The sequence below is a fragment of the Paracoccus sp. IB05 genome, from assembly GCF_016405985.1.
Taxonomy (GTDB): domain Bacteria; phylum Pseudomonadota; class Alphaproteobacteria; order Rhodobacterales; family Rhodobacteraceae; genus Pseudogemmobacter.
The window spans coordinates 1-26,829 of the sequence record NZ_JAEFCF010000022.1 but is presented as its reverse complement, the minus strand read 5'-3'; the positions used below and the strand labels follow the sequence as shown (position 1 = coordinate 26,829).

Below are 26,829 nucleotides of genomic sequence, written 5' to 3'. Positions count from 1 at the left end.
GCTGGCGCCCGGGCCTGATCTGACGCTGCTATTCCCGGTGGCGGAGACCAAGGCACTGGCCTTGGCGACAAAGGCCCGTGACAGCGCGGCATTTGCCAGCCTGATCGCCGATAGGTGTCGATACAGGCGCGACAGGAAAAGACGGGCTGACGCTTTTGCAATGGCAGGTGTTGCGCGGTGATCTGGGCGGCACGCGCTGGCTCCTGGATCGCGGCGCTGACCCCAACGAGCATGGCCGTTTTGGCGAGACCGCAATACATCAGGCGGTGATGTTCAGAAACACGGCGATGCTGGAACTGCTGCCCGATCATGGTGGCGATCCGAGGCCCGAAGCAGCTTTCTCACCCCATCCCGCCGCGGCATCCCGTCCTGAAAACCGATCCGCAGGGCCTCAGGTGCAGCGGTATCCTCACCGGTCGGCAGATCATCAACCGAGGCAGGCACCGTATCCGGGATCTCACATTCTGCGGGCCGGTTTTCCTGATGCCAGGCAAGTGCCGCCGCCTGCGCCTGATCGCGCCAGTCCTGATCAGCCGTCATGGCGGCGAGAGGCAGGCAGGTCAGGTCGAATGCTGAAAAAAAAAAAGCCATCCGGGACCTGCGCCTGGTCTTTCGCTTTTGGTCGCCATCCGAAAGGCCTTGCCAGGTGCCGGTCCGGCCCCCAGGGCGGAGGGGCGTGATACCCATTTGCTCCCCCTGGAGATGACCTTCTCCGTGATGGGCTGCAGACAGGACGCCGCAACCGCAGGAAACCTTTGCCCTGGCTGGCGGATCAGAAGGACCGGAGGATCAACGGGCCGCCTCGCCTGTGGCAAAGCGGCCCGTGCGCGGCTTCAGCGCAGATGATGCGGCGCTTCGAGCCCCCAGACCGGCGTCTCAAGCCCGGCATGACGTGCTTTCAGTTGCAGCGCGAGATAGCGCGAATAGTGGCGCGACTGATGCAGGTTGCCGCCGTGGAACCAAAGCCCTTCCTGCATGGTGGGCTTCCACATATTGCGTTGCTCACCTTCCCATGGCCCGGGATCTTTGGTGGTCTCGGATCCCAGCCCCCAGCATTTGCCAACCTTATCCGCCACCTCCTGGCTGATCAGATCTGCCGCCCAGCCATTCATCGAGCCATAGCCGGTGGCATAGACCACCAGATCGGCGGACAGTTCGGTGCCGTCATCCAGAACGACGCCGGTCTCGGACAGATGGCTGATCCCCTTGCCGGATTGCAGTTTGATGGAACCGTCGATGATCAGATCGCAGGCGCCGACATCGATGTAATAACCCGAGCCCCGGCGCAGGTATTTCATGAAGAGCCCGCTTTCATCATCGCCGAAATCGAGCATGAACCCGGCTTTTTCCAGCGCGGCATAAAACGCCGCATCCCGGACCTTGATCTCGTCATATTGCGGCACATGGAAATCGGCCATGATCTTATAGGGCACCGAGGCGAAGATCATATCCGCCTTGTCATGGGTGATGCCATTCGCCACCGCCTGTTCGGAGTAAAGCCCGCCCAGACAGACCTCCATCAGGCTGTCGGATTTGACGATATGGGTGGAAGATCGCTGTACCATCGTCACATCGGCGCCGCCCTCCCACAGTGCCGCACAGATGTCATGCGCGGAATTATTGGCCCCGATCACCACCACCTTCTTGCCCTTATAGGCGTCCGGCCCGGGATGCTGGCTGGAATGCTGCTGCTCGCCTTTGAACACATCCTGGCCCGGGATCACCGGCACATTGGCCTTGCCGGACATGCCGGTCGCCAGCACCAGCTGCTTCGGGCGGAGCGTGATATCCTTGCCGTCGCGATGGACGACCACCTCCCATTCGCCTTTCGCCTCGTCATATTTCGCAGAGGTTGCAGTGGTGGAGGACCAGTAATTCAGCTCCATCACCTTCGTATACATCTCCAGCCAGTCGCCGACCTTGTCCTTGGGCGCGAATACCGGCCAGGTGTCGGGGAAGGGGATATAGGGCAGGTGATCATACCAGACCGGGTCATGCAGGCAGAGCGATTTGTAGCGGTTCCTCCACTGATCGCCGGGGCGCGGGTGTTTGTCGATCACGATGGTCGGGACGGAAAGCTGCCGCAGCCGCGCGCCAAGCGCGATGCCCCCCTGACCCCCGCCGATCACCAGCACATAGGGCTGATCCTCGAACCCAAGCCGTGCCGCCTCATCAAGCTGCTTTTCCTTCCAGGTTTTGCGCGCCGGGTCATGGCCATGTTCCGCCCCCATCGGCCGGCGCAGCTTTCGCGGCTCTTCATGGCCTTTCAGCTCATGCAGCGTGGTCAGAAGCGTCCAGATCTTACCCTCTTTCATGCGGATATAGCCCTGGCCCCGGCCGGCGGCGGTCTCGATCAGCAGCCAGCCCTCGGTGACGCCATCCGCCTCTGATATACGCTCTGCCGGGTCGAGGCGCAGCAGCGACGGCCTGACATGCGCCAGCTGCGCCCGGGCCATTTGCGCGATCTCAGCCCGGCCCTCGCAGGTTTTCAGATTCCAGGTGAAAGTCGCAAGGTCGCGCCAGAAGCCGGTCTCCAGGAACAGCCCGGCCACCGCCTCGGCATCCTGCGCCACCAGCGCGCGTTCCAGATCGGCAACCAGCGCGGCAAGCGCGCCTTCTTTGATCGTATCAAGCATGGTTTCTCCTCCCATGGTGCTTTTGTGACATCCGGTTGACCGGGGCCTCCCAACCCCTGCCTGCCGGGATCGCGTCAGGTCAGAACGATCCGCAGCTTCGGCGCGGGAATCGCCCCGGTTTCCGTGACCGGAAGCTGCGGGGCGGCATGGAAGCGCAAGGCTTTCATTCTCGGTCTCCTCCAATGTGCCAACAGCCTGGCCTGCCCCCTGTTCAGCGCGAACGCATTTCTCGCGGATCAACGATTCCAACGGCTTGCCGGGGGGCACTGTGGCGCGGTCAGCGCACAGTGTTGCATCGGGCTGCAACAGCTTCGCGGCACTGCGGCAGGATGCTGCGCCGCACAGACGGCCTGGTTAACGGCGCCAGAGATTTATGCCAGGATCACAGGGTTGCGGCCTGCAGGCGCCTGCGGTCACAGCCCTGGTGGGGAACAGAATGCAGACCGATATCGAGCATATCCGCGAGATCGAGACCGCCTCGCATCATGGCAGCGAGACCCGCGATCCAGTGGTGGTGCAAAGCTGGCTGCGATGCCTGAAAAAGCACGGGCTTGATCCTGCCATGCGGGGCGAGGCCTATATCCTGCCGGATGCCGCCCTGCGCCAGCACCGCCAGCGCTCAGAAGATCTGATCCGGATTGCGCGCTCTGGTATTGATGATCTTTATAAACTGGTCGCCGGGCAGAATTATGTGCTGCTGCTTGCGGATGCCGCCGGTGTGACCGTCGAATATCTGGGGGAGGGGACGCAGAAAGATGCGCTGCGCCGGTCCGGGCTGTATCTCGGCGCGGAATGGTCCGAGGCCCGCGCCGGCACCTGCGCGCTTGGCGCCTGTATCGAGACCGGCGAGCCGCTGATCATTCATCAGAGCGACCATTTCGATATCAGCCATACCGGGCTGTCCTGCACTGCCGCGCCGATCTATGACACGGCGGGGCAGCTGGCGGCGGTTCTTGATATCTCGCTGCTCTCTTCGCCGCTGATCCGCACCAGCCAGAGCCTTGCGCTTAACCTGGTGCGCCAGACCGCGCGGCGGATCGAGATGGCGAATATCATGGCGGAAAGCCGCACTGACTGGGTTTTGCGTCTGGCCGGCAGCCCGGATTTTCTGGATGTCGACCCCGAAGCGGCGCTGCGTCTTGACGAAGGCGGCAGGGTGATCGGCATGACCAATGGCGCCGCCCGGCTGATGGCGCGCAGCCTTGGCGCAGACTGGCGGCGCGGCGCATCGCTGATTGGCCGTCCCATCGAAGAGATTTTCAATCTCGATTGCTCCGGCCTGGAGCAGCTGACCCGCCAGCATGAGGCGCGCGACCGGCTGATTGAAACCCGCGACGGCTACCGCCTCTTTGCCCATGCAATCGAACCGCGGCCTGCGCCGGTCACGCGCGCCGGTCCGGCACCCCGTCTGACGGCAGAACTCAGCGAGCTTGCAGGCGCAGACCCGGTGATGCGGGAGGTGGTCGGGCAAGCGATGGTCCTTGCGCGCAGCGATATGCCGATGCTGATCGAGGGGCCCTGCGGCAGCGGCAAATCGGCACTTGCGCGCGCTATCCATGCCGCGGGCCGGCGCGGGCCGCTGATCACCGTGGCCTGTGAGACGATCACCGGCGAAGAGGCCGCGGTGCTGTTCGGGCGCGGCGATCTGCGCAGCTATGAACCCGGTCTGATCAGCGCGGCGGATCATGGCACATTGGTGCTCGACAATCCGGAACAACTGCCCGCCGCGCTTCAGGCAAGGCTGGCGAGCCTGCTTGTCACGCGCCGCTTTCGTCCCCTTGGCGCAATGCGGGAACGCGAGTCAAGCGCGCGCATCATCGTCACCAGCCGGGGGCTTACCGCCAATGGCGCCCCGCGTGAGGAGTTTCATCACCGGCTGGCGGCAACGCGGCTGGTGCTGCCAGGCCTTGCCGGGCGCCAGGATATCATAGCGATTGCCAGCAAGGTGTTTGCAGCAGCCCTCGGATCCCGCGTGACCTTTGATCTTCCGGCGGCCGCGCTGCTGACGGGCCATAAATGGGAGGGCAATCTGCATGAGATGGAAGCCCTTGCCCGAACAGTCGCGGCAACGGGCGGGCTGGCGTCGGACAAACGGCTGATCGGAGCAGAGCATTTTCCCGCCCATATGCGCGGGCAGGGCAGCGATGCCGGCCCAGGCTCGGCTGCGATGCTCCGTCATCTCCTGGCCGAGAATGGCTGGAATATTTCTGCGGTCGCCGCTTTGCTGCAGGTTGACCGGGCGACGGTGCATCGCAGGATGGCGCGGCTTGGCCTGAAACGGCAGGCCAAGCCGGTCGCGCGGCGGACGCAGCCCTAGCGGCGGCAGGCGCGGTCTGCCCGGCTGCGCTGAGGGGAAACTAAAGTTGTATTGCCAAGTGACGTCACGGGCGTAAGCTCTTTCTATGAGGCAAAGGAGGAACTGCCATGACCTGGTCGAAACCGAAGGCTCTTGAAGTGAAATGCGGTATGGAAATCAACATGTACGGTCCGTCGGAAGACGATCGCGGCGGCCGTGACCTGATCTGATTCGCCCGGAATGCATGTAAAGATTCTTGGGGCAGCCGCCGGCGGTGGCCTGCCCCAATGGAATTGCGGGTGCCAGAATTGCGCTGATGCGCGCTCGGGCGAGATCGCTGGCATGAGCCAGAGTTCGGTTGCGGTATCTGCCGATGGCCGCGACTGGGTGGTGCTGAATGCCTCGCCTGATATCCGCGAGCAGCTGCGCCTCTCGGGGCTGCATCCGCCGTCCCGGCGTGGCAGCCCTGTGCGCGCGGTCGTGCTGACCAATGGCGATATCGATCATATCGCCGGGCTGCTGACCCTGCGCGAAAGCACCCCCTTTCAGATCCATGCGACAGCCGCGACGCTTGCGATCCTTGAGCAGCCTGTGTTTCGCGTGCTCAACCCCGCTTTGGTGGGAAAGCAGGCGATCCGGCCCGATGACCCCTTTGAGCCGCTTGCCGGGCTGCGGCTGACCGCTTTTGCCGTCCCGGGCAAGGTGCCGCTGTTTCTGGAAGAGGGCGAGGTGAAGACCGATCTCCTGGGAGAACAGACCATCGGACTGCGGATCGACTGCGGCGGTCGGGTGATGTTTTACATCCCGGGCTGCGCGGCGGTGACGCCGGATCTGCGCGACCGGGTCGCGGGCGCGGACCTCCTCCTGTTCGATGGCACTGTCTGGAGCGATGATGAAATGACCAGAACCGGCACCGGCGTGAAAACCGGCGGGCGGATGGGTCATATCGCGATGGCCGGGCCGGATGGCAGTCTCGCCGCCTTTGACGGGCTGAGCATCGCGCGCCGCGTCTATATCCATATCAACAATACCAATCCCGTGCTGCGGCCCGGCTCGGAGGAACGCGCCCGGGTCGGGGCGGCGGGCTGGGAGATCGCCCGCGACGGACAGGAGATATTGCTGTGAGCGCTGCCGCCCCCGCCATCACCCCCGAGGATCGCCAGGCCGCGCTTGAGGCGCGGCTGCGCCAGGTCGGGGTGCTGCGCTATCATGACAAACACCCGTTTCACCGGTTGCTGCATTCGGGCGGCTGTACGATTGACCAGGTCCGGGCCTGGGTCGTGAACCGCTATTACTACCAGTCGCGGATCCCGATGAAAGATGCGGCCTTTATGAGCCGGGTGGAAGAGCCGGGCCTGCGCCGGGCCTGGCGCGCGCGGCTCGAAGATCATGACGGCAGCGACAGCCAGCCGGGGGGCATCAGCCGCTGGCTGCGCCTCGCCGAAGGGGTCGGGCTTGACCCCGCTTATGTGGCGTCCTGCGAAGGCGTGCTGCCGGCCACCCGTTTCGCGGTTGATGCCTATGTCAGATATGTCCGCGAGCAGCCTTTGTTGCAGGCCGTCGCCGCCAGCCTGACCGAGCTTTTCGCCCCGGCGATCCATGAGGAACGCATTGCGGGCCTTCTGCGGCACTATGCTTTCGCCAATCCGGACACGATTTCCTACTTTCAGCACCGGCTGAAGGAGGCGCCGAAGGATGTGGCGTTCGGCCTCGCCTGGGTGCTGGATCAGGCGAAAACGCGTGAGCAGGAGGATATGGCCGTCGCGGCGCTGGAGTTTAAAACCGATGTGCTCTGGGCCCAGCTTGACGCGCTTTACGGTGCCTATGTCGCGCCGGGGCTGATCCCGCCCGGCGCATGGCGCCCGGATCAGGGGCTGATGCGATGACCGGCGCCGCGGTCACTGCATCGGATCGCCCCTGCCTGCCACGCGGGGTGAGGCTGCATTATGATGCGGTGCGTGAGACACCGGTGCTGCTTGGCCCCGAGATCGCGCTGATGCTGGACCCGATTGGCAAGGCGGTGCTTGATGAGGTTGACGGCGCCCGCGATATCGCCGCGATCTCGGAAGATCTGGCCCGGCGCTATGATGCGCCGCGCGACATGATCGAGGCCGATGTGATCGAGTTTTTGCAGGGCCTCGCGGTCCGGCGGCTGGTTGATCTGTCATGAAAGACAGCGCCCCCCCCCGGCGATCCTTGCAGCAGGCGCCGCCAATGGCGATGCTGGCCGAGCTGACCCATCGCTGCCCGCTTTCCTGTCCCTATTGCTCGAACCCGCTCGATATGGTGCAGCGCCAGGGCGAGCTGACAACCGCCGAATGGGCGCGGGTGTTTCAGGAAGCTGCCGCAATTGGTGTCTTGCAGCTGCATCTTTCCGGCGGCGAGCCTGCCTCGCGCCCCGATCTGGTCGAGCTGGTGGCAGCGGCACGGGCGGCGGGGCTTTACACCAATCTCATCACATCGGGCATCGGGCTGACGCCTGCCAGGCTCGAGGCGCTGGACCGGGCCGGCCTTGATCACATCCAGCTTTCGCTGCAGGGCACCACGCCCGAAGTGGCGGATTTCGTTGGGGGCTATAAGGGCGGCTTTGCCCGCAAGATGCAGACCGCCGCCGAAATTGCCCGGCTGGGATTTCCGCTGACCATCAATGCGGTGATGCACCGGCACAATCTGGGTGATCTGCCTGCCACCATCGCGCTGGCGGCCGAGCTGGGCGCCCGCCGGATCGAGGTGGCCTGCGTGCAGTTCCAGGGCTGGGCGCTGAAAAACCGCGCCGGTTTGCAACCGACCCGCGATCAGGTCGATGTGGCCAAGCGGGTGGTGGCCGAAGCCCGCAGGACCTATGCAGGGACGCTTGCGATTGATTTTGTGCCACCCGATTATTTTGCCGATTTTCCAAAGGCCTGCATGAATGGCTGGGGCACGACCGGGCTCAATATCGCCCCCGATGGCAAGGTTCTGCCCTGCCATGCCGCCGAAATCATCCCGGGGCTCGTGTTCCAGAATGTACGAGGCGCGTCCCTGGCGGAGATCTGGCAGGGGCCAGCGTTCTCGGCCTACAGAGGCACAGACTGGCTGCCCGAACCCTGTCAGAGCTGCGACCGGCGCGAGATTGATTATGGCGGTTGCCGCTGCCAGGCCATGGCGCTGACCGGCGACCCGCGCGCGACAGACCCGGTGTGCCGTCTTTCGCCTTTCCGGGCCAGAATTGATGAGATGATCGCGCTGGAAACCAGCGCGCCGCCGCCGGCTTTCATCTATCGCAAACTGGCGCCCGGCGCGGTCTGATCACCCGCCCGGCGGCTGCGCCGTCCGGCTCAGAAACAGACCATCTCGGCCTCGGCCTGGGCGCGGCGCAGATCGGCGGCCACCGTCTGCATCGTCGGGCTGCCGCGAAACAAAGCCGTCCGCTCACCGCCACCGATCCGCATCCGCAGCACCGTCTCAGCCGAGACGAAATTGTCATAGGGCAGGATCGAGGCAATCGTATCAATCGAGCAGGAGCACCGGCGCAACATATCCTGGGTCTGGCCGTTCACCGTCATGCAGGTGAAGACATATTCCGCCCGCGCCTCGGTCGGATAATCATTGGCCAGCGTCTCTGCCGCCGCGGGGCCGGCAAACAGCAGCGGCAGCAAAGCAGCGGTTACAAGGCGGCGGTGCATCATTCCCCCCCGATCAGGATCATCTCTTCACTATAGCCACCCGTCCCGGCTCCGGTATCCGCCTTAAGGCTGAGGAGGCGACCGGGCTTTGCCGGGTCAAAGGAAATTTGCAGCCGCAATCCGGCAAAGGGCCCCAGACGGTCCCGGTTCGGATCTGCCGCGAAAGGCTCCAGCGTCACGGTGATGCGGCCATCAGCCCCGGGCGCGGCCTCTGCGGCGATCAGCGCGGCGCGGATGCGGTTGCGGATGTAGAAAGGGTTGCCCCCGGTCGCCTGGCTCATATCTCGGACGATATTTTCCAGGAAATACAGCAAAAGCGGATTGGCGCTGGCGGCGGAAAACCGGGCAATCTCGCTGCGCGTGCCGCCGGCTTCCTGGTCGAGCAGCAGAAATTTCGTGCCTTTATCTTCCATCACCAGAAGGCGCAGCGCCGATGGCGGCGGGGCCGCATCGCCTGACCCATTACGGCTGAGACTGTAATGCAGCACCTCGCCGGCCCGGGCATCAGCAAAGACGCCCTCCGCCATGATCAGATCCGAGAGCGGCCCCGCCGAAGCCGCCCCGCCGAAGCACAGCGCCAGAACCAGAACCAGAGCGAGGCGCTTCATGGCTCATCCCCCTGCGCCGTCAGCATGAAACCGCGGCTGCGCAGGGTTTTCAGGCTAAGCCCATAGGGGGTGAAATTCCCCAGTTTGCGCCGCAGATAGCCGAGATAGACATCGACCACATTCTCGGTCGAGCCGCCATGCTGCGCCCAGAGCGCGTCAAACAGCTCGCCCCGCGTCAGCAGAACCCCGGGCCGTTGCAGCAGATAGGCCAGCAATTCGCCCTCGCGTTCGGTCATCATCTGTGGCCGCGCCGCGCCGGTCACCATGCGCGATGTGGCGTCATAGGTCAGATCGGCCAGCGTCACCGGCGCAACGCGCGGCGCGGATCGGCGCAGCTGCACCTCGAGCCGTGCCAGCAGTTCCGAGAGCTGGAACGGTTTCACAACATAATCCTGTGCGCCGGCCTCGAGGCCCTCGGTGCGATCCTCGATCCGGTTCAGGGCGGAAAGGATGATCGCGGGCATGCGTTTGCCGCGCGCCCGCATCCCGGCCAGCAATTCGGCGCCGCTGTCATCTCCCAGCATCATATCGATGATCGCGGCATCGCAGCCGCGTGTTTCCACGAAATCCGCCGCGGCCCCGGCCGTCTCGGCCCATTCGACCTGATGGCCGGCGGCCTCCAGCCCGCGCGACAGCAGCGAGGCGATGTCGTGATCATCCTCGACCACCAGAATATGCGCCATTACCTCTCCTCCCAAAGCGGCAGCCCGATCTGCAATCCAAGCCCCCGGCGATCGTGCGGCCCCTCCGCAGGGCCAGGTTCGGGGCGATCCTCGGGCAACAGACCCATGCTTCCACCCGAAGCTTCCACGACCCAGGCTGCAAGGGCAAGCCCGACGCCAAAGCCCGGGGCATTTCCGCTGCGGGCAAAGCGGCGAAACACCTGATCGCGCAAACCGGGGGCGAGGCCGGGCCCGGTATCGGTGATCACAATCCGGGCAATCCCATCCCCTGCGCTGGCGGTCACCGAGACTTCAGCGCCGCGCCCGGCATATTTCGAGGCATTCTCGAAGAGGCCGGCAAAGACCTGGCGCACCCAGTCGGAATCGGCGCAGAGATGGATTTCTGCCAGCTCTGTTTTGACGCTCACTCCGGCGCGGCGCAGCAAAGGTGCGGTATCTGCCAGCGCCGCACTGATCGCCTGATCCAGCGCCACCCTGTCGCGGCAAAGCTCCAGCTGACCGGATTCAGACCGCGCGATGCGCAAAATATCCTCGATCCGGCGGTTAAGACGCTGGCCGCGCGCCATGATCGTCTGAAAGGCCGCGCGCACAAGCGGATCGGAATGGCGGGCGCCAAGCTCTGCCTCGCCCATGATAACGGTCAGCGGCGTGTGCAGCTCGTGGCCGACATCTGCGAACAGACGGCGGCGGTCGGTATCGGTCTGCGCCAGCCGCTCATTCGCAGCGGAGAGATCGGCGGTGCGCCCGGCGATGATCCCCTCAAGGCGCTGGCTGTCGCGCTCCAGCCCCGCGCGCCTGCGGTCAAGCCTGCGCGCCATCTGCCGCAACCGTGCCAGCATCAGCCCAAGTTCATCATGCCCGCCGGCGCCGCGCGGGAACTGGCCGCTTGCGAGGCTTTCCGCCGAGGCGGTGACCCGCTCGAGCCGGCCAAAAAGCGGGCGCAGCACCAAAAGATAAAGCGCCGCAAGCACGAGGGGCGCCGCAAGCCCCGCCGCAAGGGCAAAGATCCGCAGGCTGTTTTGCAGCCGGTCCATCGCCAGCAGGGCGTTTTCGCGGCGACGGGTTTCCTGGGTGATCTGGCCGCCCACCGCCTCGGGGGCCTGCGCCATATAGAAGGCAATCGCCGCATCCCCCTGGGGCGTGCCCGGACCGGATTGCGCCAGCGTGTTTTCCAGCTGGCCAAAAAAGCCACGCAGCCGCGCCGGGGTCATGCTTTGCCGCGCGCGCTGTGCCTGTTGTTCCGATGTTGCGGCGCCGGCGACATCCTCGGCGACCAGCCGGTCCAGCTGATCAATTGTCGTCAGAACCGTGGCGGGATCGGGCGGTGTCTCCGGCCGCGTGAGCCAGCTGATCATCCAGTCATTCACCCGCGCCGAAAATACACCATAGGCCTCGATCCGGCTTTGCGCCGCCATCGCCTCATGCGCATAGGACTGGGTGCGCGACAGGCCGTAAACCGCCAGCCCCGCCGAAAGCATCGTCAGCCCGGCCAGCAGGGTTGCGGCTGTCCACAGCCGGGGCCTCAGACCGGGACGCAACCAGCGCCGGGCCCTCATGTCAGCCCGAGGGAGTGCCGAATGGCGCGGTTCAGATCTTCGGCGGCGACAGGTTTTTCCAGTATTTCCAGCGCCGGCTCACCGATCTTCCTGCGGATCATATCGGCGGGTTCGGCGCTGACAATCAGCGCAGGCGGTGCCAGACCCAGCTCTTGCGAGAGGCGCCGGATCGCCGTCACCCCGGTATCCTCGCCATCGAGCCGGTAATCCGACAGGATGAGATCGGGCGCGGCAAGCATCGCCACCTGCACCGCCTCTTCGCTGCCGGCGACAGGCCAGGCAATCATGCCCCAGCTTTCCAGCAGATATTGCATCGCATGACGCATGGTCTGGTCGTTCTCGATCAGCAACACCCGGCGCCCTGTCAGATCGGGGCGCGGCAGATCGGGCGCCTCTTCGGGCATCACTGGCAAAGACGGGGTCTGGACCAAAGGCAGCCTGACGCGAAAGCGCGAGCCGAGGCCCGGATGTGAGATCAGCTCGAGCCGGTGGTCAAGCTGATCACAGGCGCGCTGGACGATGGAAAGGCCCAGACCGGTGCCGGGCTGCGTTTCCAGCGAGAGCCGTTCAAACTCATTGAAGATACGGGTCTGATCGGCGGGCGCGATGCCCGGCCCCTGGTCCAGCACCTCAAGCCAGACCGCAGGCCCCACCTCACTGTCCCGCTCATGGCGCAGCCCGACCAGCACCTTGCGCCCGGTGGTATATTTCAGCGCGTTCGTGATCAGGTTCTGCGCGATCTGGCGCAGATAGACCCCATCGCTCAGCACGGTGGCCTTTGACCCGACAAAACGCAGGTCGATCCGGCGCGCGCTGGCCACCGGTTGGGTGTCGATGATCAGTCGGCGAAACAGCCGCCCCATCGCCACGGGCGCCAGATTGGTCTGAAAGCTGCGGCTGTCGAGCTTGGCGATCTGCAACAGGGCGCGGATCAGCTCTTCAGCGGAATCGATGGTGGCCGTCAGATGCGAGACGAGGTCGCGTTGCAGGGCATCGCCCGAGACTTCGCGCAGATGCGCGAGAAACAGCTTGGCCGCGCTGAGGGGTTGCAAAAGATCATGGCTGGCCGCCCGCAGAAAGCGCGATTTGGCGCGATTGGCCTGGTCGGCGACCTCGCGCGCGGTGGCCAGTTCGGTATTGATCAGCGCAAGTTCAGCCAGCGCGGTTTCAAGATCCAGGTTGCGCGCCACCACTTCGCGCTCCAGCACCTCAGCCGCCCGCGACAGCGCATAGGCGGGGCCGCGTTTCTGGCTGATGCTTTCAAGCCGGCGGATCAGCACCTCATTGATCCGCGTCAGCTTGGCGATCTTCTGGCCGGGGCTGTCCGTCTCACGCAACATCAATGCTGCCCATACCCCTGCTGGCGCTGTCATCGAGGATCGCGAGGCCGACAAATGTCTGGTTCACATGAATGCCGCCATGCTGCTCGCCATAGGTATTAAAGCCCGCCACGCGAAAATCACGGCAGAGCTTGCCGACAGTCTCCTGCTCACCGGCCCGTTCAACCGCAATGCGCCGCAGGATGCAGTCAAACCCCAGCACCAGTTCGGCGGGGCCGATCTGCTCCATCTGCCGCCGCAGCCCCTCGGTCAGGCTTTCCGAGCGCCCCAGCGTCAGGATCGCCCCCGGCTCGATCGAGCACATCAGCGCCAGATCTCCGCTCGGGGTCACGCCGCTGATCGCACGAACATAATGGCGCCCGCCGGCACATTCCAGGAGCGGGTTCTCTGCAAAAGCGCTTGGGCCCAGCTCATCCACCCGCACATCGATCAGTCTTGCATATTCCTCTGCCGCGGGTTCGGCGTTGATCTCATGGATCAGCCGGGTTTCCGGATTGGCAGAGGTGACGACCATGCGGTTGCCGACCGGCACGAAATGATCAAAAATCACCTCTTTCACGTCGAAATCGGTGTTGATCACGCAAAACAGCGCGCTTTCGGCATATTCAACACCATCCATCGCCAGCCTTGTCTGCTCGAACCGCAACCCGTCCCCGGCCGAGCCGCCCAGCACCATCAGATCCGGCAGCGACGCATCCACGGTCGTGGTGACCAGCTCTTCACAGCCGCTGGAGCCGTCGATCAGCAAAAGCCCAAAGCGCGATTTCCCGGCATGTCCGCGTGATTTCTCCATCAGCCCACGCAGCGAGACCATCCAGTCCAGCGTCACATGCTGGCGCAGCCCGCGCAGACAGACCGCTTCGGCGCGGAAACTGCTGGCGGGGAAAGCTATCGCGACAACGCTGTCTTCCTGATAGCCGTCAAAGCAGAAGCCGCCGGCCGAAGAACAGCCGAGAACCTTGCAGCCGGCGCCGAACGCATCATGCAGCGCGCCGGTCAGCGGGGTGACCAGATCCTGATCATCGGCAAAAACCAGGATCAGCGCGGGGTCCAGATCGGCGAAGGCGCAGATCAGCGACCCGGACACCGCGACAAAGCCGCCGCGTGCCGAGGCGGCAATGGGCCGGGCAGGGCGACCTGACTGCGGGATCTCCATTCTCAGCGCCCGAACAGCCGGACCCTGTTGGCCAGCAGCGCCACCTGGGTCCGGTTGCTGGCATGGATCTTCGACATGATCGCCGCGATATGGGTTTTTACCGTCGCCTCAGCGATTGAAAGTTCATAGCTGATGATCTTGTTCGGGCGCCCCTGGCAGATCAGCCGCAGAATATTCATCTGCTGCTGGGTCAGGGTGCTGAAATTATGGGTCAGCGCGGCAAGATCGCCATTGTCCTCGTCTTCGGCAAATCCCTCGGGCAGCACGGTTTCGCCCTCCCACATCCGGCGGAACGCCTCGACCATCTCAGAGCGCGGCAGGCATTTCGAGATATAGCCGCAGGCACCGGCGGCGATCACCGACGACACCATCTCGGGCTGCACTTCGGCGGAAATGACCGTGAGCGGGCGTTTGCCCAGCTGCGATTTCAGGCTGATCACTGCCTCGATACCCTTCACATCCGGCAGGTTCAGATCCAGCAGGACGGCATCGGGGATCCCCTCGGCGCGCAGCGTTGCCTCGGCCAGCGCAAGGGTCGCGACACAACGCACCCGGGTCAGACGGAAGGCCGCCTGCAATGTCATCGAAAGCGCCTCGCCCATCAGAGGATGGTCTTCGACGATAAGCACGTCCCGGACGGACTTATAAGCCGATGGCGCGGGGACATCCCCGGCTTTGACGGTCTGATGTTCCATTCTGCCCTCCCCGTTGACGCCCGCACCTCCCTGCGGACGACATGAGAAGCTTAGAACATTCTTATTATGAATCGAGACCTAACTGCAGCGAGGTCGCAAATCTGTGCAACAGGGGCGCATTACTGCAGTTTTCCGCTGATCAGACGACCAATCGCAAAGGCGCGCTGTTCCAGAATGACCGGTGTTTCGCAGACATAGGTCAGGGCCTGCTGGCGGTCCTGGAAAATCCGGGTCGACCAGTCGATATCCTGCTCGGCCTTGTCGATTGCGTCGAAGTCGGGCGAATCGGCTGCGGAGAGCCGCTCGAACTCATGCCGCCGGGCTTTGATCTGTTCATCCAGCCCGGCCTGTTTATGGGCGTAGCGGGTGATCCCGGCCATCACCCGGTCGCGGGTGCGCTGGATATGATTGAAAGTCGCGAGATAAAGCGCGGTCAGCCGGGCCGGATCACTGCCCCCGGCGACGAATGTCTCAACCAGCGCCGCCGCCTCTTCGGGCGAGGTGCGGCGCAGCGCCAGCACCGAGGCGACGCGCTGGATCTCGGGTTCAGCGGCGCGGGCGGTGATTGCGTCGTCCGGCTGAGGCCCCGCCCAGACCTGGCCAAGCGAAAGCTGCGGCTGACGGCGCTGGATGCAGGGCCAGTCGGGATCGGCCTCGCCCGCAGCAAATGCGGAACCCGGCAGCAGCGCGACCAGCAAGAGAACGCGAAGGATCATGACGCCCCTCCTTTCCGGCCGCGCCAGAGGCCCTTTGCCGGATCATACATGAAAATCGTGGCGCCGAAGAAAACCACCAGACAGCCAAGGGTGGCCGCCAGCGCCAGCGGCTCTATCTGGCCATAGAGCGCGAAGCGGATCAACTCGACCGAATGGGTGAAGGGATTCCAGGCGCAGATGTGATAGAGGAGCACGCTTGATTCCCGCATCCGCCACAGCGGGTAAAGCGCGGAAGAGGCGAAGAACATCGGGAAGATCACGAAATTCATCACGCCTGCAAAGTTCTCGAGCTGGCGGATTGCCGATGAGATCAGCAGCCCCAGCGAGCCCAGCATCAGCCCGGCAAGGATCAGCGCAGGCAACACCGTCACATAGCCGACCCAGGGCGGGCGCACCCCCCAGAACCAGGCGATCAGCAGAAAGGCATAGGCCTGCAAAACCGCCACCAGCACCGCTGAAAACAGCTTGGCGCCCAGCAGGAACCAGCGCGGATAGGGGCTGACCAGCAGGCTGCGCATCGCCCCGGTCTCGCGGTCATAGACCATCGAAAGCGAGCTTTGCATGCCGGAAAACAACAGGATCATGCCGCAAAGCCCGGGGATCACATAGACCTCATACAGCACATAGGTGCGGTAAGGCGGCGTGATCGAGAGACCCAGAACCGAGCGGAAGCCGGCGGCAAAGATGAACAGCCAGACCAGCGGCCTGACCAGCGCGGCAAGGAACCGCTCGCGCTGGCGGGTGAAGCGCAGGAATTCGCGTCTGGCGATGCCGGCGAAGGCGATGGACCAGCCTTTCATGCTGCGCGCCCCGCACCGGTCAGATCCAGAAACCTCCCGGCAAGCGTCGTGCCTGCGGCGATTTCTGAAGCGCGCCCATCCGCCAGAACCGCACCCCTGTGCAGAATGACGACATGGTCCTCCGGCGCGATTTCCTCAAAAATATGGGTGGCCCAAAGCGTCGATACGCCTTCTTCCGCAATCAGACGGCGCACCAGTGCGACGAGCTCTGCCCGCGCCCGCAGATCAAGGCCCGCGGTCGCCTCATCGAGCAAAAGCAGTTCCGGCCGGTGCAAAAGCGCGCGCGCGACTTCGGCCCGGCGCAGTTGCCCCCCCGACAAAGTCGAGACCCGGTCCGTCTCTTTGCCCGAAAGCCCGACCAGGCCGGTCACCTCGGCAATGCGGCTGCGCGCAGCGGCGCCGCCCATGCCATGCAGTGCCGCGTGATAGGCAAGGTTTTGCCTCAGCGTCAGATCGCCATCAAGCGCCCGGCTCTGGAACACCACGCCAAGCCGCGCCAAAGCCTTTGACGGCTGGCGGCGGGCGTCATAGCCCGCCACCCCGATCAGCCCCGAAGAGCTGTCATAAAGCCTGGTGATCAGCGAAAAGAGCGTGGTCTTGCCCGCCCCGTTCACCCCGAGCAACGCGCAGAATTCGCCCTTCCCGACCTGGAATGACACATCGCGCAGGGCCTCTGTCGCGCCAAAGCGATGGCTGACCCCTGCGATCCTCAGCGCGCTGCCCTGGTCTGCACTCATTCCTTGCGGCGCTCTTTCTCGGTGAAATCGGCGTTCAGTTTCACATCATACTGGCCATCGGCGCAGATCACATCGTCAAGGTCAAACGAGCCATCTTCCTCAACCTCGATATTGTCGGGATCGACCTCGCAGCTGACAGCGGCAAGTGCCTCATCGATTTTGGCAATCTGTTCAGGGGTGGCCTTGTCGTGGTCATCTGCGAGAGCGGGCATGGCAAAGCCGGCAATCATGGCGGCAAGCAGCAGTTTTTTCATGGGTCGTTCTCCTTTCAGCGGATGTTGAAAATGGCCTTCTGGCTTTCGCCGGAAGATCCGGGGATCGACAGCGAAAAGCTGCCGGGGGTGATGGCGATAAAGCTGATCTCGGCGGTACCGCCCGCATCGAATTCCAGCGAATGCACGCCCATCGGACGAATTTCGATCTTGTTGATCACGATCTCATTGATCCAGATCGCACGAAAGAAGTCGCCGCCCGACAAAGCCAGCTCGGCAGAGCCATCGGCCACGATGTTCATCTTGTAATAGGCGCCCGATTTCAGATCGACCGGCCCGTCTGGCTGCACCGGCTTGCCGGAGCCCAGCGTCAGATCCGGCAGGGTCACGCGGTTGGCCTTACCCATCAGCCCGGCAAATCCGTAATCGAACTGCTGTGCAAGGCTGGCGCTGCCGGTCAGGGCCAGCGCAAGGGCGGCGGCAATGGCAATCGCTTTCATACTATCCTCCTCATTCCGTTTTAACCGCAACCACACCCCAGGGCTGTTCGCCCACCGGCACCGAAACCGTTACCTCATCGGTTGCGGTATCAATCACCGAGATGTCGTTGGAATTTCCGTTGGTGGTGTAGAGAAATTTACCATCGGGCGAGAAGGCCAGCTGCCAGACCCGTTGCCCGACCAGCAGGTAATTCGTCACTTCGAGGCTGGCGACATCCACCACCGCCACCCGGTTCGCCGGCCCAAGCGCGACATAGGCCTTGGCGCCGTCCGCGGTGACGCGCAGGCCCACCGGCTGCAATGCCTCGGGCAGGATCCCGGCAACATCGAATTTGATGGTTTTGGTGATCTCATTCGTCGCAGTATCGATCACTGAAACGGTGCCGCCGATCTCGGCGGTGACAAACAGGATCTTGCCGTCCGGGGTATATTCGGCAAAGCGCGGCCGGCTGTCGACCAGCACATTGGCGACGATCTCATAACTCGTCGTGTCGATCATATGCGCCATATTGGTGGTTTCAGAAGTATTGACCACGATCTTGCCATCCGGCGAGACACCCATCCCTTCGGGTTCCACCCCCACGGGCACTTCGGCCAGCACCTGGCGGGTCACCACGTCGACCACGGTGACGATATTGTCGTCCTCATTCGCGATGAACAGCGGATTGCCCGAGGGATGCAGCACGAAAAGCTCGGGGTCGGGACCGGAGGGCAGCGAGGGCAGTTCCTCATAGGTGGCGCTGTCATAGACCCGCACCAGATTGTCATCCGAGGCGCAGACATAGATATGTTTGCCATCGGGCGAGGCGGTGATGCCGCGCGGGCGCTGCATGCCGGTGATGGTGTGGATCACCTCAAGGGATGCCGAATCCAGAACCGTGACCGTATTGCCCTTTTCATTGGAGACGAAAATTTTATCGGCCAGGGCCGGCCCGGCAAGCAAGGCAGCCGAACAGGCAAGCGCGAGCCGCATCACGGGCTGCGTCACGGACCGGGTCACAGATCTTCTCATCTTCGTCCTCCTCCTCATCGGTTGCATTCGGTTTCCCCGCGATCGACGCCCAGCGTGTCGAGCTGGCTGACCTGATGCAGGAATTCCTCCTGCGGGCTGACCGAGGCGACCACATTGCCCGCCACCAGCAAGACCGGCTGGCGCAATTGCCCGTCCCAGTCGCGGAAGGTCAGCTTTTGCCCCTTGAACGCCGCCAGATCGAATTTGTCCGACAGGATGAAAGCGCGCATCACGTCGAAATCGCCGCCTTTGGTGCGGGTCGCGGCCTCGCCGATCACCCGGAGCGCCATCCAGACCTGATAATCCTCATCGCGGGCGGGGCGGCCGGCCAGTTTCTCGAACCGGCTCTGAAACTGGGTCGCGCCCCAGGCCTCATGCGCCGGGCTCCAGCTTTCGGGCATCAGACCGGCCGAGCCTGCGACGGGACTGGCATCCCAGGTGTGATAGGGCAGCCAGGCGGCGAAGACGCCAGAGTGATCGGCGGCGACCAGGATATCATGCGCCGGGGCCGACTGGGTGAAAACCGGCATCTGGCGCTGCACCTGTACATGGCCCGAATCCGATCTGCGCGCGCCGCCGGTATCCTCATAGACACGGGTTTCGACAATGGTCGCGCCGAATTTCTCGGCCGCCCTGCGATAGGCCGCGCCAAGCGCCTGGTCCTCCTTGTGGCTGCCCTCGATCAGGAACCAGCTGTTCCAGCGTTTCCAGACCAGATATTGCGCCAGAGCATCTGTCAGCATCGCATCCGAGGGCGCGACATGCAGCAGATTTGCACGGCAGTCTTTGCCCCGCAGCGCGTCATCGGTGGAGCCGGCATTGATCACCAGCGCCTGATCGCCCGCCATATCAGCGAGCCGCACCGTCGTGGCCGCATCCGCCAGCGTTACAATATAGGGGATGCCGGCATCGAGCAGCTTTTGCATCTCGGCCTCGACCGTCTCTGGCGTGGCAAGAACCGTTTCCGTGCTGAAGCTCTGGCCAAGGAACCCGCCGGTGGTGGCATTATCCGCAGTGCCGAGGCCGGCCCCGGCGAAACCCAGATCATCGGGCGGCAAATCAAGCCGTGAGATCGGCATCGGGCCTGGCGCCACCACCCGGATCACCGCCACGCGATAGTCGGTTGTCTCCTCGGCCATGGCAGCCGGTGCGGCGAGGGCCGCGACAGAAAGCAAAAGGCCGGATGCGGCCCGGGACAGATTGATCATGCCGTTCTCCCTTGCCTTACCTGGGCATGGCAGCGGCAGGTGACAAAGCAGTTTGTCTCTATAATAAAATAATAAGGTAATGATTTTAGGGCAGATAATACTTTTGGATGATTTGCCCGTATCTTCATTCAGGTCGCATCCTGCCGGAAAAGCGCGGCGCGCCGCCTGTGGGAGTATGCGGAAATGAAGAAACTGATGATTGCGATTTCGGCCTGCCTTGCCCTGCTGGCGGGCATGGCACAGGCCCATGGCCCGTCGCGGCTGAAATCCGAGCAATCGGTGCTGCTGAATGCCAGCCCGGAGGAGGTCTGGGCGGTGATCGGCTCGTTCAGCGACATGACCTGGCTGCCCTCTGTCACCTCGATCACGGCGACGGGCGCCGAAAAAGGCGCGACCCGGGCGCGGGTGCTGGACAGCGGCGTCTCGATCAATGAAGAGCTGCTGAAGATCGACCCGGCGAAATTCGCGATCTCGACCCGGCTGACCGAGGATAATCTCGACTATATCAAGGCCACCAATTACGCGCTGCATATCACCCTCAAAGACGAGGGCGGCAAGGCCAGGGTCGAGCTGAAATCGGCCTTTTACCGCGCATTCCCGCAAAATGACCCGCCGGCGGATCTGAATGACGATGCGTCGACAGCCGCGGTGGAGGCGCTCGGCCAGCAGATGATCGAGGCGCTGGTGGCGCGGTTCGGCGCGGCAGGATGAGCCTGCGTCAGGCCTGCGGGGCGCCCCTGTTCGGGGCGGCCTTATGCCTGGCCTGCCTTTATGCGGTGCCTGAGGCCCGGGCCGATCTGGCCGCAATCACCTCGCAAAACGCAGATGCGCTGACACTCGTTGACACCGAAAGCCTTGAGATTGTGGCCAGCCTTCCCTTGCCCGGCAAACCCGCTGCCGTGGCAACTGAGGCGGGCCGCGATCTGATCCTTGCGGTCGCGACCGATCCGGCGGCGCTGCATGTCTTTGACCTGAGCGGCACCGCCCGCGCGGTCTGGCCGCTGCCCGACGGGGCTTTCGGCGTCGCGATACGACCCGAGAGCGGTACAGCACTGGTCAGCGTCATCACCGGATTTGTGGCAGAGATCGACCCGGAAAGCGGGCGCGAGCTGAGCCGCTGGCAAACCGGGGCGATGCCTTCGGGCCTCGCGGCAGAGCCAGGGCTGATCGTGGTGGCCAATCGCGACGCGGACAGCGTGACCCTGATCAGTGCCGGTGAGACACGCGAGGTTGCAACCGGCCATCACCCCTTTGGTGTGACGCTTTATGAGGGGCGGGCTTTCGTGACCGATGTACTCTCTGATCAGGTCAGCGTCATCGACCTTGCAGGCGCCAGGGTCATTGCCCGCATCCCGACCGGCGAGCGCCCCTATGCGGTGGCCTTTGCCGCCGGGAAGGGCTTTGTCAGCAATCAATATGAGGCGAGCCTGACCGTCTTTGACGCGGATTCGCTTGAGGTGCTGACCAGCATTGCAACAGATGACTATCCCGAGGGCGTCGCCGCCACTGCCGACGAAAGCCGCATCCTTGTGGCGAACTGGTTTTCAGACACAGTACAGGTGATCGACAGTCAGAGCCTCGAGGTGATCGCGCGGCTGGAGATGCCCGCCGGGCCGCGCGCCTTTGGCCGGTTCATCGCGGCGATACCCTGACAGGGTTACGGCGCCTTCAGCGCCTTGCCGTAATCGTCAACCAGCGGCACCCCGGCCTCGCGCAGGATGGCGTCGATCTCGGCCTGGTTGCGGCGGATCAGGCTGTTCAGCTCATGCTTCCAGGTCAGCTCGCCGGCGCGCACGCCCATGGTGATGCGGAAAAACAGGCGCGGCGCGGCCTCTTCCTGCAAAAGCGGGATCACCTTCAGCTTCGGATTGCCTTTGGCCAGCGGCCCGCCGATCGGTCCCCACATTAGGGCGCCATCCGTCACGCCATCCTCGACATCGCGCAGCATATCGCCGGCGGGGTTCTCGACGCGGCGGTCGGTCATCAGATCATAGGGTTTCGCCAGTTTCATCATGCCAAGCCGCGCGACATGCGTTGTCGGCGGCGCCCCGGCCACCACTCCCAGACGCTTGCCCTGCAATGCCGGATCGGTCAGCCGCGCGACCGAGGCGAGGTCGCCATCAGCGCGTACCACCAGAACATGGGTCGATGTGTAATAATGATTGGTGTTCAGCACCATCTCATCACCCTGCGCAAAGCCGATCACCACATCGCATTTCCCGATGCTGAGCGTCTGGCGCAGAAAGCCGGTCACCTGGGGAAACCAGGTGTATTGCAGCGGAACATCCAGTTCTTTGGCGAAGAGCTCTGCGATGCGGTTTTCAAAGCCGCTGCCATCCTTTGATGACAGCGGCACATTCGCCGGATCGGCGCAGACACGAAAGGCGTCGCGGTCCACCAGATCGGCCACCTGCGCCATGGCAGGCGCCGTCAGCCAGAGACAAAGCGTCGCCGCGAAAGCCGCGCGCATCTCAGCCCCCCATGCAGGCCTTTTCGGCCTCGGCATAGGCATCTGACTTGGCTTCTTTCTTGGCGGGGCGGCCACGCGGCACAACATCGGTGCCCCTCGCGCGCAGATAGGTATAGATATCATCAAGATAGCACATCACATTCGGATTGGTTCCGAAAGCGGGCATCACCTGGTTATCGGCGGCGCCGACATTCTTGCGGCCGCTGGCGACCACCCCGATGAAGTCATAATAATCCATCCGCAGGGCAGAGGCCTTCAGCGCCGGAGCATAGGTGGAGCCTTCGCCTTCCGGGCCGTGACAGACATGGCATTCCGCCTGATAGCGGCGATAGCCCGAGAAGGTCGGCCAGTCGACGGTTCCATCCGCCTCGATCTTATAGGTGGGCGTGTCGTCAGAGTTGAACCAGCGAACACCGTCATTGGTGACCGCTTCGACATTCGGCTCCTCGGCGAAGGCCGCGTTGGCAAAAAATGTCGCGAATGCCAGAAGCGGCATGCCAGCTTTCATCGGTTTGTCCTCCCAAGACGTTAAGAAAAGCCTAGACCGCGCGGGCCGCAGAGCAATTCAGACTTTAGTCTGACCGGCCGCTGCTCCCCGGCATTTTCGCCTCTGGGTCCGGCCCGGGCCTTGCCAAAATGAATGCGCCGCCCGGAGGGGGCGGCGCAGGCAGTTTTCAGAGAGAGCCGGATCAGTTCGGCAGGGCGAAGACGGTCAGCTGGCCGCCGAGCGCAGTGTAATCCGAGAGCGCCGCATAGCCGCCAACGGCGCCAAGGCCTTCGGTTGCATTGGTCAGGCCTGCTGCGAGACCGATGCCGGCCCAGCCACCAACACCCGAGAGAACGCCCACATATTGTTTGTCGCCGCTCTTATAGGTGAAGATGTTCCCGATGATGCCCGAGGGGGTTTTGAACTTGTAAAGCTCTTTGCCGGTCTCGGAGTCGACGGCTTTCAGATAGCCTTCCAGCGTGCCGTAGAAGACGACATCACCCGAGGTGGCAAGCGCGCCGGACCAGACCGAGAACTGCTCGGGCAGCGACCATTTGATCTCGCCCTTCACCGCGTCCCAGGCGATGAAATTGCCCATACCGCCATGGCTTTCCGGTGCCGGGAACATCGAGAGCGTTGCGCCGACATAGGGCTGACCGGCGGCATAGCTGACGCGGAACGGCTCATAATCCATGCAGACGTGGTTGGTGGGCACATAGAACAGCCCGGTTTTCGGCGAATAGGCCGCAGGCTGCTGATCCTTGGTGCCAAGCGCGGCCGGGCAGATGCCGGTCGAGTTGACATCTTCGCCATTCTGCGCGGTTGAATATTCAGCCACGACCAGCGGCCGGCCATAGGTTTCCGAATCCTTGTTCATATCGACTTCGGTCGCCCAGTTCACCGCCGGGTCATATTTCTCGGCCACCAGCAGCTCGCCGGATTCGCGGTCCATCGTATAGGCAAAGCCGTTGCGGTCGAAATTGACCAGCAGCTTGCGCATGGTGCCATCGATTTCCTTGTCGACGAGGATATTCTCGTTCACCCCGTCATAGTCCCATTCGTCATGTGGGGTTTTCTGGTAGAACCACTTAGCCATGCCGGTATCGACATCGCGGGCCATGATCGTCATCGACCACTTATTGTCACCCGGGCGCTGGCTGGGGTTCCAGGTCGAAGGGTTGCCGGTGCCGTAATAGATCAGGTTCAGCTCGGGGTCATAGGTGGTCCAGCCCCAGGTGGTGCCGCCACCGATCTGCCACTGGTCGCCTTCCCAGGAATTCAGCGAGCTGTCTTTGCCAATCGGCTTGCCCAGAACCATGGTTTTTTCGGGGTCGACCAGCATCTCGGCATCCGGGCCGGTCGAATAGGCGCGCCAGGCCATTTTGCCATCGGCGATATTATAGGCCGTCATATGGCCACGCACGCCATATTCACCGCCCGAGATCCCGATCAGCACCTTGTCCTTGACGATCAGCGGCGTCGCAGTCGAGGTCTCGCCCTTGGCCGGATCGCCATTGACCACCGACCATTTCACTTCGCCGGTCTTTTCGTCCAGCGCGACCAGCGTGGTATCGGCCTGGCTGAGGAAGATCATGCCATCGCCATAGGCCAGACCGCGGTTGACGGTGTCGCAGCACATCACGCCGATCACGTCAGAATTCTGCTGCGGGTGATAGCGCCACAGGATCTTGCCGTCATTCTTCAGGTCAAGCGCATAGACGTTGTTCGGGAAGGGCGTATGGACATACATCACATCGCCGATCACCAGCGGCGCCCCCTCATGACCGCGCAGCACCCCGGTCGAGAACGTCCAGGCCACCTGCAGGTCGCCGACATTGTCCTTGGTGATATCGCCAAGTTCGGAATAGCGCGTCCCGGCATAGTTCAGCAGCTGGGTGACCAGCTGGCCTGAATTCTTGATGCCTTCTGTCACCGAGTCATTTGCAAATGCCGGTGCTGCCACTGTTGTCAGCAAACCTGCTGCAAGTCCTAATAGCTTCGCTCTCATGGTCATCCTCCCGGAACGCGGTTTCGCTGGCACTCCCCGCTTATCCCGATCTCCTCCGGGGATATGGCGGTGGCTTCTTATATCTTTCTTATGAAGCGACCTGAGATCCGTTCTGTCAACGAGGCCGCCACTCCCCTGCGACCAAAGTATGAGCCGATATCGGCCGCTGCCGCAGTGCCGGAAATGAATGGGCCACACCCGTTCCTGGATGTGGCCCTTCCTGGTCAAAACCTGTTGCCGAATCCGCGGTGGTTATTCCGCCGGAGCCGTCTCAGGAGCCGCTTCCGGAGCGGCTTCAGGCGCGGCCCCGGGTGCCGCCTCGCCGGCCGTCCCGGCGGCGACGCCGTCAGGATGCAGGCTGATCAGATAGGCGACGACATCGGCCCGCTCTTCAGGCTTTTTCAGCCCGGCAAAGGTCATCTTGGTCCCTGGCGCCATTTTCTTCGGGTTTTCAAGGAAGAGATCCAGTTCTTCCGGGGTCCAGATATGGCCCTCTTCTCCCATTGTGCGCATGACCGTTGAATAGGCAAATCCTTCCAGCGTGCCGGTCTTGCGGCCAACAACGTCATGCAGATTGGGCCCGGCCTTCGAGGCACCATCTGCGGTCACCGTATGGCAGGCCATGCATTTCTTGAAAGACTTCTCGCCCTTGACCGGATCCCCCCCGGCAAATGCCGGCAGAGACAGCCAGGGCAGCAATGCCGCCATCAGAGCGGCGCGCAGGGTGACGGACATTTGGTCTCCTCCTCAGGACGATGTCAGCATGGGTCAGGCTTCGGCCAGCCGCTCCGCATGGAAGCGAATGTGATCCTCCATCACGCTGGATACGAAGAAATAACTGTGGTCATAGCTGTCAAGCAGCCGGAAGCGCAGCGGCTGACGCCGGGCTGTGGCCGCGGCGAGCAGCGCCTCGGGTTTCAGCAGATCCAGAAATTGATCGCGCGCGCCCTGGTCGATCATGACCGGCCCGGGAAAGCCCCTCTCGGCCATCAGAATGCTGGCATCATGGCGGGCCCAGCCAGCCTCATCCGGCCCGAGATAGGCGGTGAACTGCTTCCTGCCCCAGTCACTTGCGACCGGATTCGAGATCGGCGCCAGCGCCGAAACCGAGGCATAGGTCTCGGGATGTGTCATGGCGATGGTCAGCGCACCATGGCCGCCCATCGAATGGCCGGTGATGCCCTGGCGTTCACGATCCAGCGGAAACCTGTCGAAGATCAGCGCCGGCAGCTCATGGACGATATAATCCCACATCCGGAAATGCGCCGACCAGGGGGTCTCGGTCGCATTGACGTAAAAGCCGGCGCCCTGGCCCAGATCATAGGCCTCGTCATTGGCGACCCCCGGGCCGCGCGGGCTGGTATCGGGGAAGATCAGCGCAATACCGGCATCGGCGGCCCATTTCTGCGCCCCGGCCTTGGTCATGGCATTCTCATGGGTGCAGGTCAGGCCCGAGAGAAACCACAGCACCGGCACTTTCCGGATACGGGCAGCCGGGGGCAGGTAGACGGCAAAGGTCATCTCACAGCCGCAGACATCCGAGCCATGTGCATAAACGCCCTGCACGCCGGCAAAAGCCGCGTTCTCTGAAATGGTCTTCATCCTGCTCTGTCTCCGCCCCTTCCTCTTGACTGAAATACTCCCGCCGGAGGCCTCCGCCCCCGCAGGGGCGGACAGTCTTCGGCGTCGGATCCTCAGGCGTATCTTTAATAGACCACAACCGCCCGGATCGACTTGCCCTCATGCATCAGGTCAAAGCCGTGATTGATCTCTTCCAGCTTCAGCTGATGGGTGATCATCGGATCGATCTCGATCTTGCCATCCATGTACCAGTCGACGAATTTCGGCACATCCCGCCGGCCTTTCGCGCCGCCGAAGGCAGTGCCTTTCCAGACCCGCCCCGTCACCAGCTGGAACGGCCGGGTCGAGATCTCGGCCCCCGCCGGCGCCACGCCGATGATCACCGACACACCCCAGCCGCGATGCGAGCATTCCAGCGCGTCGCGCATCACTTTGACATTGCCGGTCGCATCGAATGAATAAT

29 protein-coding genes and 2 pseudogenes are annotated in these 26,829 nt (G+C 63.3%); 9 read left to right on the top strand and 22 right to left on the bottom strand.

Annotated features, from left to right (window positions below; translation table 11 throughout):
- Window positions 1-167 precede the first annotated feature (167 nt).
- Window positions 168-242 (top strand): annotated as a pseudogene (locus tag JC607_RS26070) (hypothetical protein); the annotation flags it as partial.
- Window positions 243-273: 31 nt separating this feature from the next.
- On the opposite strand, the gene JC607_RS25430 reads toward JC607_RS26070, so the two are convergent.
- Window positions 274-591, bottom strand: coding sequence for a hypothetical protein (locus JC607_RS25430; RefSeq protein WP_233092922.1), 318 nt, complete (start codon window positions 589-591; stop codon window positions 274-276).
- A 242-nt stretch (window positions 592-833) separates the two neighbouring features.
- Entirely contained in the window at window positions 834-2,636 is a 1,803-nt protein-coding gene (locus JC607_RS14930; RefSeq protein ID WP_198837699.1) for an NAD(P)/FAD-dependent oxidoreductase, read from the bottom strand.
- Between the two features lie 436 nt (window positions 2,637-3,072).
- On the opposite strand from JC607_RS14930, the gene JC607_RS14925 reads away from it, so the two are divergent.
- The 6 genes from JC607_RS14925 (at window position 3,073) to pqqE (ending at window position 8,220) form a co-directional block, all read left to right on the top strand.
- Window positions 3,073-4,953, top strand: a complete 1,881-nt coding sequence (locus JC607_RS14925) for a sigma-54-dependent Fis family transcriptional regulator (RefSeq protein WP_198837698.1) — start codon at window positions 3,073-3,075, stop codon at window positions 4,951-4,953.
- A 107-nt stretch (window positions 4,954-5,060) separates the two neighbouring features.
- The gene (gene pqqA, locus JC607_RS14920; protein WP_092903718.1) at window positions 5,061-5,162 is read left to right on the top strand and encodes a pyrroloquinoline quinone precursor peptide PqqA; all 102 of its coding nucleotides are present in this window, start codon (window positions 5,061-5,063) and stop codon (window positions 5,160-5,162) included.
- Between the two features lie 10 nt (window positions 5,163-5,172).
- Window positions 5,173-6,057 (top strand): pyrroloquinoline quinone biosynthesis protein PqqB, encoded by an 885-nt coding sequence (gene pqqB / locus JC607_RS14915; protein ID WP_198837697.1) that lies wholly within the window; start codon window positions 5,173-5,175, stop codon window positions 6,055-6,057.
- Window positions 6,054-6,818: a pyrroloquinoline-quinone synthase PqqC gene (gene pqqC / locus JC607_RS14910; protein WP_370584817.1), complete on the top strand. Its 765-nt coding sequence runs from the start codon at window positions 6,054-6,056 to the stop codon at window positions 6,816-6,818. The genes pqqB and pqqC overlap by 4 nt, the downstream gene beginning before the upstream one ends.
- Complete coding sequence (gene pqqD, locus JC607_RS14905) at window positions 6,815-7,102, top strand: pyrroloquinoline quinone biosynthesis peptide chaperone PqqD (RefSeq protein WP_198837696.1); 288 nt, start codon at window positions 6,815-6,817, stop codon at window positions 7,100-7,102. Before pqqC ends, pqqD begins: the two co-directional genes overlap by 4 nt.
- Window positions 7,103-7,146: 44 nt before the next feature.
- Window positions 7,147-8,220 carry a pyrroloquinoline quinone biosynthesis protein PqqE gene (pqqE, locus tag JC607_RS14900; protein WP_233092921.1) on the top strand — a complete coding sequence of 358 codons (1,074 nt, stop codon included), beginning with the start codon at window positions 7,147-7,149 and terminating at the stop codon, window positions 8,218-8,220.
- Between the two features lie 29 nt (window positions 8,221-8,249).
- On the opposite strand, the gene JC607_RS14895 is transcribed toward pqqE, so the two are convergent.
- From JC607_RS14895 to JC607_RS14830, 14 genes are all read right to left on the bottom strand, one after another.
- Window positions 8,250-8,600, bottom strand: a complete 351-nt coding sequence (locus JC607_RS14895; RefSeq protein ID WP_370584816.1) for a hypothetical protein — start codon at window positions 8,598-8,600, stop codon at window positions 8,250-8,252.
- Window positions 8,597-9,205 (bottom strand): hypothetical protein, encoded by a 609-nt coding sequence (locus JC607_RS14890; RefSeq protein ID WP_198837694.1) that lies wholly within the window; start codon window positions 9,203-9,205, stop codon window positions 8,597-8,599. Before JC607_RS14890 ends, JC607_RS14895 begins: the two co-directional genes overlap by 4 nt.
- Complete coding sequence (locus JC607_RS14885; RefSeq protein ID WP_198837693.1) at window positions 9,202-9,888, bottom strand: response regulator transcription factor; 687 nt, start codon at window positions 9,886-9,888, stop codon at window positions 9,202-9,204. The genes JC607_RS14890 and JC607_RS14885 overlap by 4 nt, the downstream gene beginning before the upstream one ends.
- Window positions 9,888-11,426, bottom strand: a complete 1,539-nt coding sequence (locus JC607_RS14880) for a HAMP domain-containing sensor histidine kinase (RefSeq protein WP_198837692.1) — start codon at window positions 11,424-11,426, stop codon at window positions 9,888-9,890. The genes JC607_RS14885 and JC607_RS14880 overlap by 1 nt, the downstream gene beginning before the upstream one ends.
- Window positions 11,427-11,440: 14 nt before the next feature.
- Window positions 11,441-12,784, bottom strand: a complete 1,344-nt coding sequence (locus JC607_RS14875) for a hybrid sensor histidine kinase/response regulator (RefSeq protein ID WP_198837691.1) — start codon at window positions 12,782-12,784, stop codon at window positions 11,441-11,443.
- Complete coding sequence (locus JC607_RS14870; RefSeq protein WP_198837690.1) at window positions 12,774-13,940, bottom strand: FIST N-terminal domain-containing protein; 1,167 nt, start codon at window positions 13,938-13,940, stop codon at window positions 12,774-12,776. The genes JC607_RS14875 and JC607_RS14870 overlap by 11 nt, the downstream gene beginning before the upstream one ends.
- 2 nt (window positions 13,941-13,942) lie before the next feature.
- Window positions 13,943-14,635 carry a response regulator transcription factor gene (locus tag JC607_RS14865; RefSeq protein ID WP_198837689.1) on the bottom strand — a complete coding sequence of 231 codons (693 nt, stop codon included), beginning with the start codon at window positions 14,633-14,635 and terminating at the stop codon, window positions 13,943-13,945.
- 119 nt (window positions 14,636-14,754) lie between these two features.
- Complete coding sequence (locus JC607_RS14860; protein ID WP_198837688.1) at window positions 14,755-15,351, bottom strand: hypothetical protein; 597 nt, start codon at window positions 15,349-15,351, stop codon at window positions 14,755-14,757.
- Window positions 15,348-16,151, bottom strand: a complete 804-nt coding sequence (locus JC607_RS14855; RefSeq protein ID WP_198837687.1) for an ABC transporter permease — start codon at window positions 16,149-16,151, stop codon at window positions 15,348-15,350. The genes JC607_RS14860 and JC607_RS14855 overlap by 4 nt, the downstream gene beginning before the upstream one ends.
- On the bottom strand, window positions 16,148-16,888 hold the full coding sequence (locus JC607_RS14850) for an ATP-binding cassette domain-containing protein (protein ID WP_198837686.1): 741 nt from the start codon (window positions 16,886-16,888) through the stop codon (window positions 16,148-16,150). Before JC607_RS14850 ends, JC607_RS14855 begins: the two co-directional genes overlap by 4 nt.
- Window positions 16,885-17,142, bottom strand: coding sequence for a hypothetical protein (locus JC607_RS14845; RefSeq protein WP_092903694.1), 258 nt, complete (start codon window positions 17,140-17,142; stop codon window positions 16,885-16,887). Before JC607_RS14845 ends, JC607_RS14850 begins: the two co-directional genes overlap by 4 nt.
- 14 nt (window positions 17,143-17,156) lie before the next feature.
- Window positions 17,157-17,600 (bottom strand): hypothetical protein, encoded by a 444-nt coding sequence (locus tag JC607_RS14840; protein ID WP_198837685.1) that lies wholly within the window; start codon window positions 17,598-17,600, stop codon window positions 17,157-17,159.
- A 10-nt stretch (window positions 17,601-17,610) separates the two neighbouring features.
- Window positions 17,611-18,573, bottom strand: coding sequence for a PQQ-dependent catabolism-associated beta-propeller protein (locus JC607_RS14835; RefSeq protein WP_198837749.1), 963 nt, complete (start codon window positions 18,571-18,573; stop codon window positions 17,611-17,613).
- Between the two features lie 53 nt (window positions 18,574-18,626).
- Window positions 18,627-19,820 (bottom strand): ABC transporter substrate-binding protein, encoded by a 1,194-nt coding sequence (locus tag JC607_RS14830; RefSeq protein ID WP_370584814.1) that lies wholly within the window; start codon window positions 19,818-19,820, stop codon window positions 18,627-18,629.
- A gap of 183 nt (window positions 19,821-20,003) precedes the next feature.
- On the opposite strand from JC607_RS14830, the gene JC607_RS14825 reads away from it, so the two are divergent.
- Both JC607_RS14825 and JC607_RS14820 read left to right on the top strand, forming a co-directional pair.
- Window positions 20,004-20,531 (top strand): SRPBCC family protein, encoded by a 528-nt coding sequence (locus JC607_RS14825; protein WP_198837684.1) that lies wholly within the window; start codon window positions 20,004-20,006, stop codon window positions 20,529-20,531.
- Window positions 20,528-21,472: a YncE family protein gene (locus JC607_RS14820; protein WP_198837683.1), complete on the top strand. Its 945-nt coding sequence runs from the start codon at window positions 20,528-20,530 to the stop codon at window positions 21,470-21,472. The genes JC607_RS14825 and JC607_RS14820 overlap by 4 nt, the downstream gene beginning before the upstream one ends.
- Before the next feature lie 5 nt (window positions 21,473-21,477).
- Here the strand turns inward: JC607_RS14820 and JC607_RS14815 are convergent, their stop codons facing one another.
- The 6 genes and pseudogenes from JC607_RS14815 to JC607_RS14790 all read right to left on the bottom strand — a co-directional run.
- On the bottom strand, window positions 21,478-22,290 hold the full coding sequence (locus JC607_RS14815) for a substrate-binding domain-containing protein (protein ID WP_198837682.1): 813 nt from the start codon (window positions 22,288-22,290) through the stop codon (window positions 21,478-21,480).
- 1 nt (window position 22,291) lies between these two features.
- Window positions 22,292-22,798 (bottom strand): c-type cytochrome, methanol metabolism-related, encoded by a 507-nt coding sequence (locus tag JC607_RS14810; protein WP_198837681.1) that lies wholly within the window; start codon window positions 22,796-22,798, stop codon window positions 22,292-22,294.
- 181 nt (window positions 22,799-22,979) lie between these two features.
- A complete protein-coding gene (locus JC607_RS14805) occupies window positions 22,980-24,785 on the bottom strand; it encodes a methanol/ethanol family PQQ-dependent dehydrogenase (protein WP_198837680.1) in 1,806 nt (601 codons plus the stop codon).
- A 252-nt stretch (window positions 24,786-25,037) separates the two neighbouring features.
- Window positions 25,038-25,520, bottom strand: a complete 483-nt coding sequence (locus tag JC607_RS14800; RefSeq protein WP_198837679.1) for a cytochrome c family protein — start codon at window positions 25,518-25,520, stop codon at window positions 25,038-25,040.
- A gap of 33 nt (window positions 25,521-25,553) precedes the next feature.
- Window positions 25,554-26,387, bottom strand: a complete 834-nt coding sequence (fghA, locus tag JC607_RS14795) for an S-formylglutathione hydrolase (RefSeq protein WP_198837678.1) — start codon at window positions 26,385-26,387, stop codon at window positions 25,554-25,556.
- A gap of 104 nt (window positions 26,388-26,491) precedes the next feature.
- Window positions 26,492-26,829, bottom strand: a pseudogene (locus tag JC607_RS14790) (S-(hydroxymethyl)glutathione dehydrogenase); the annotation flags it as partial.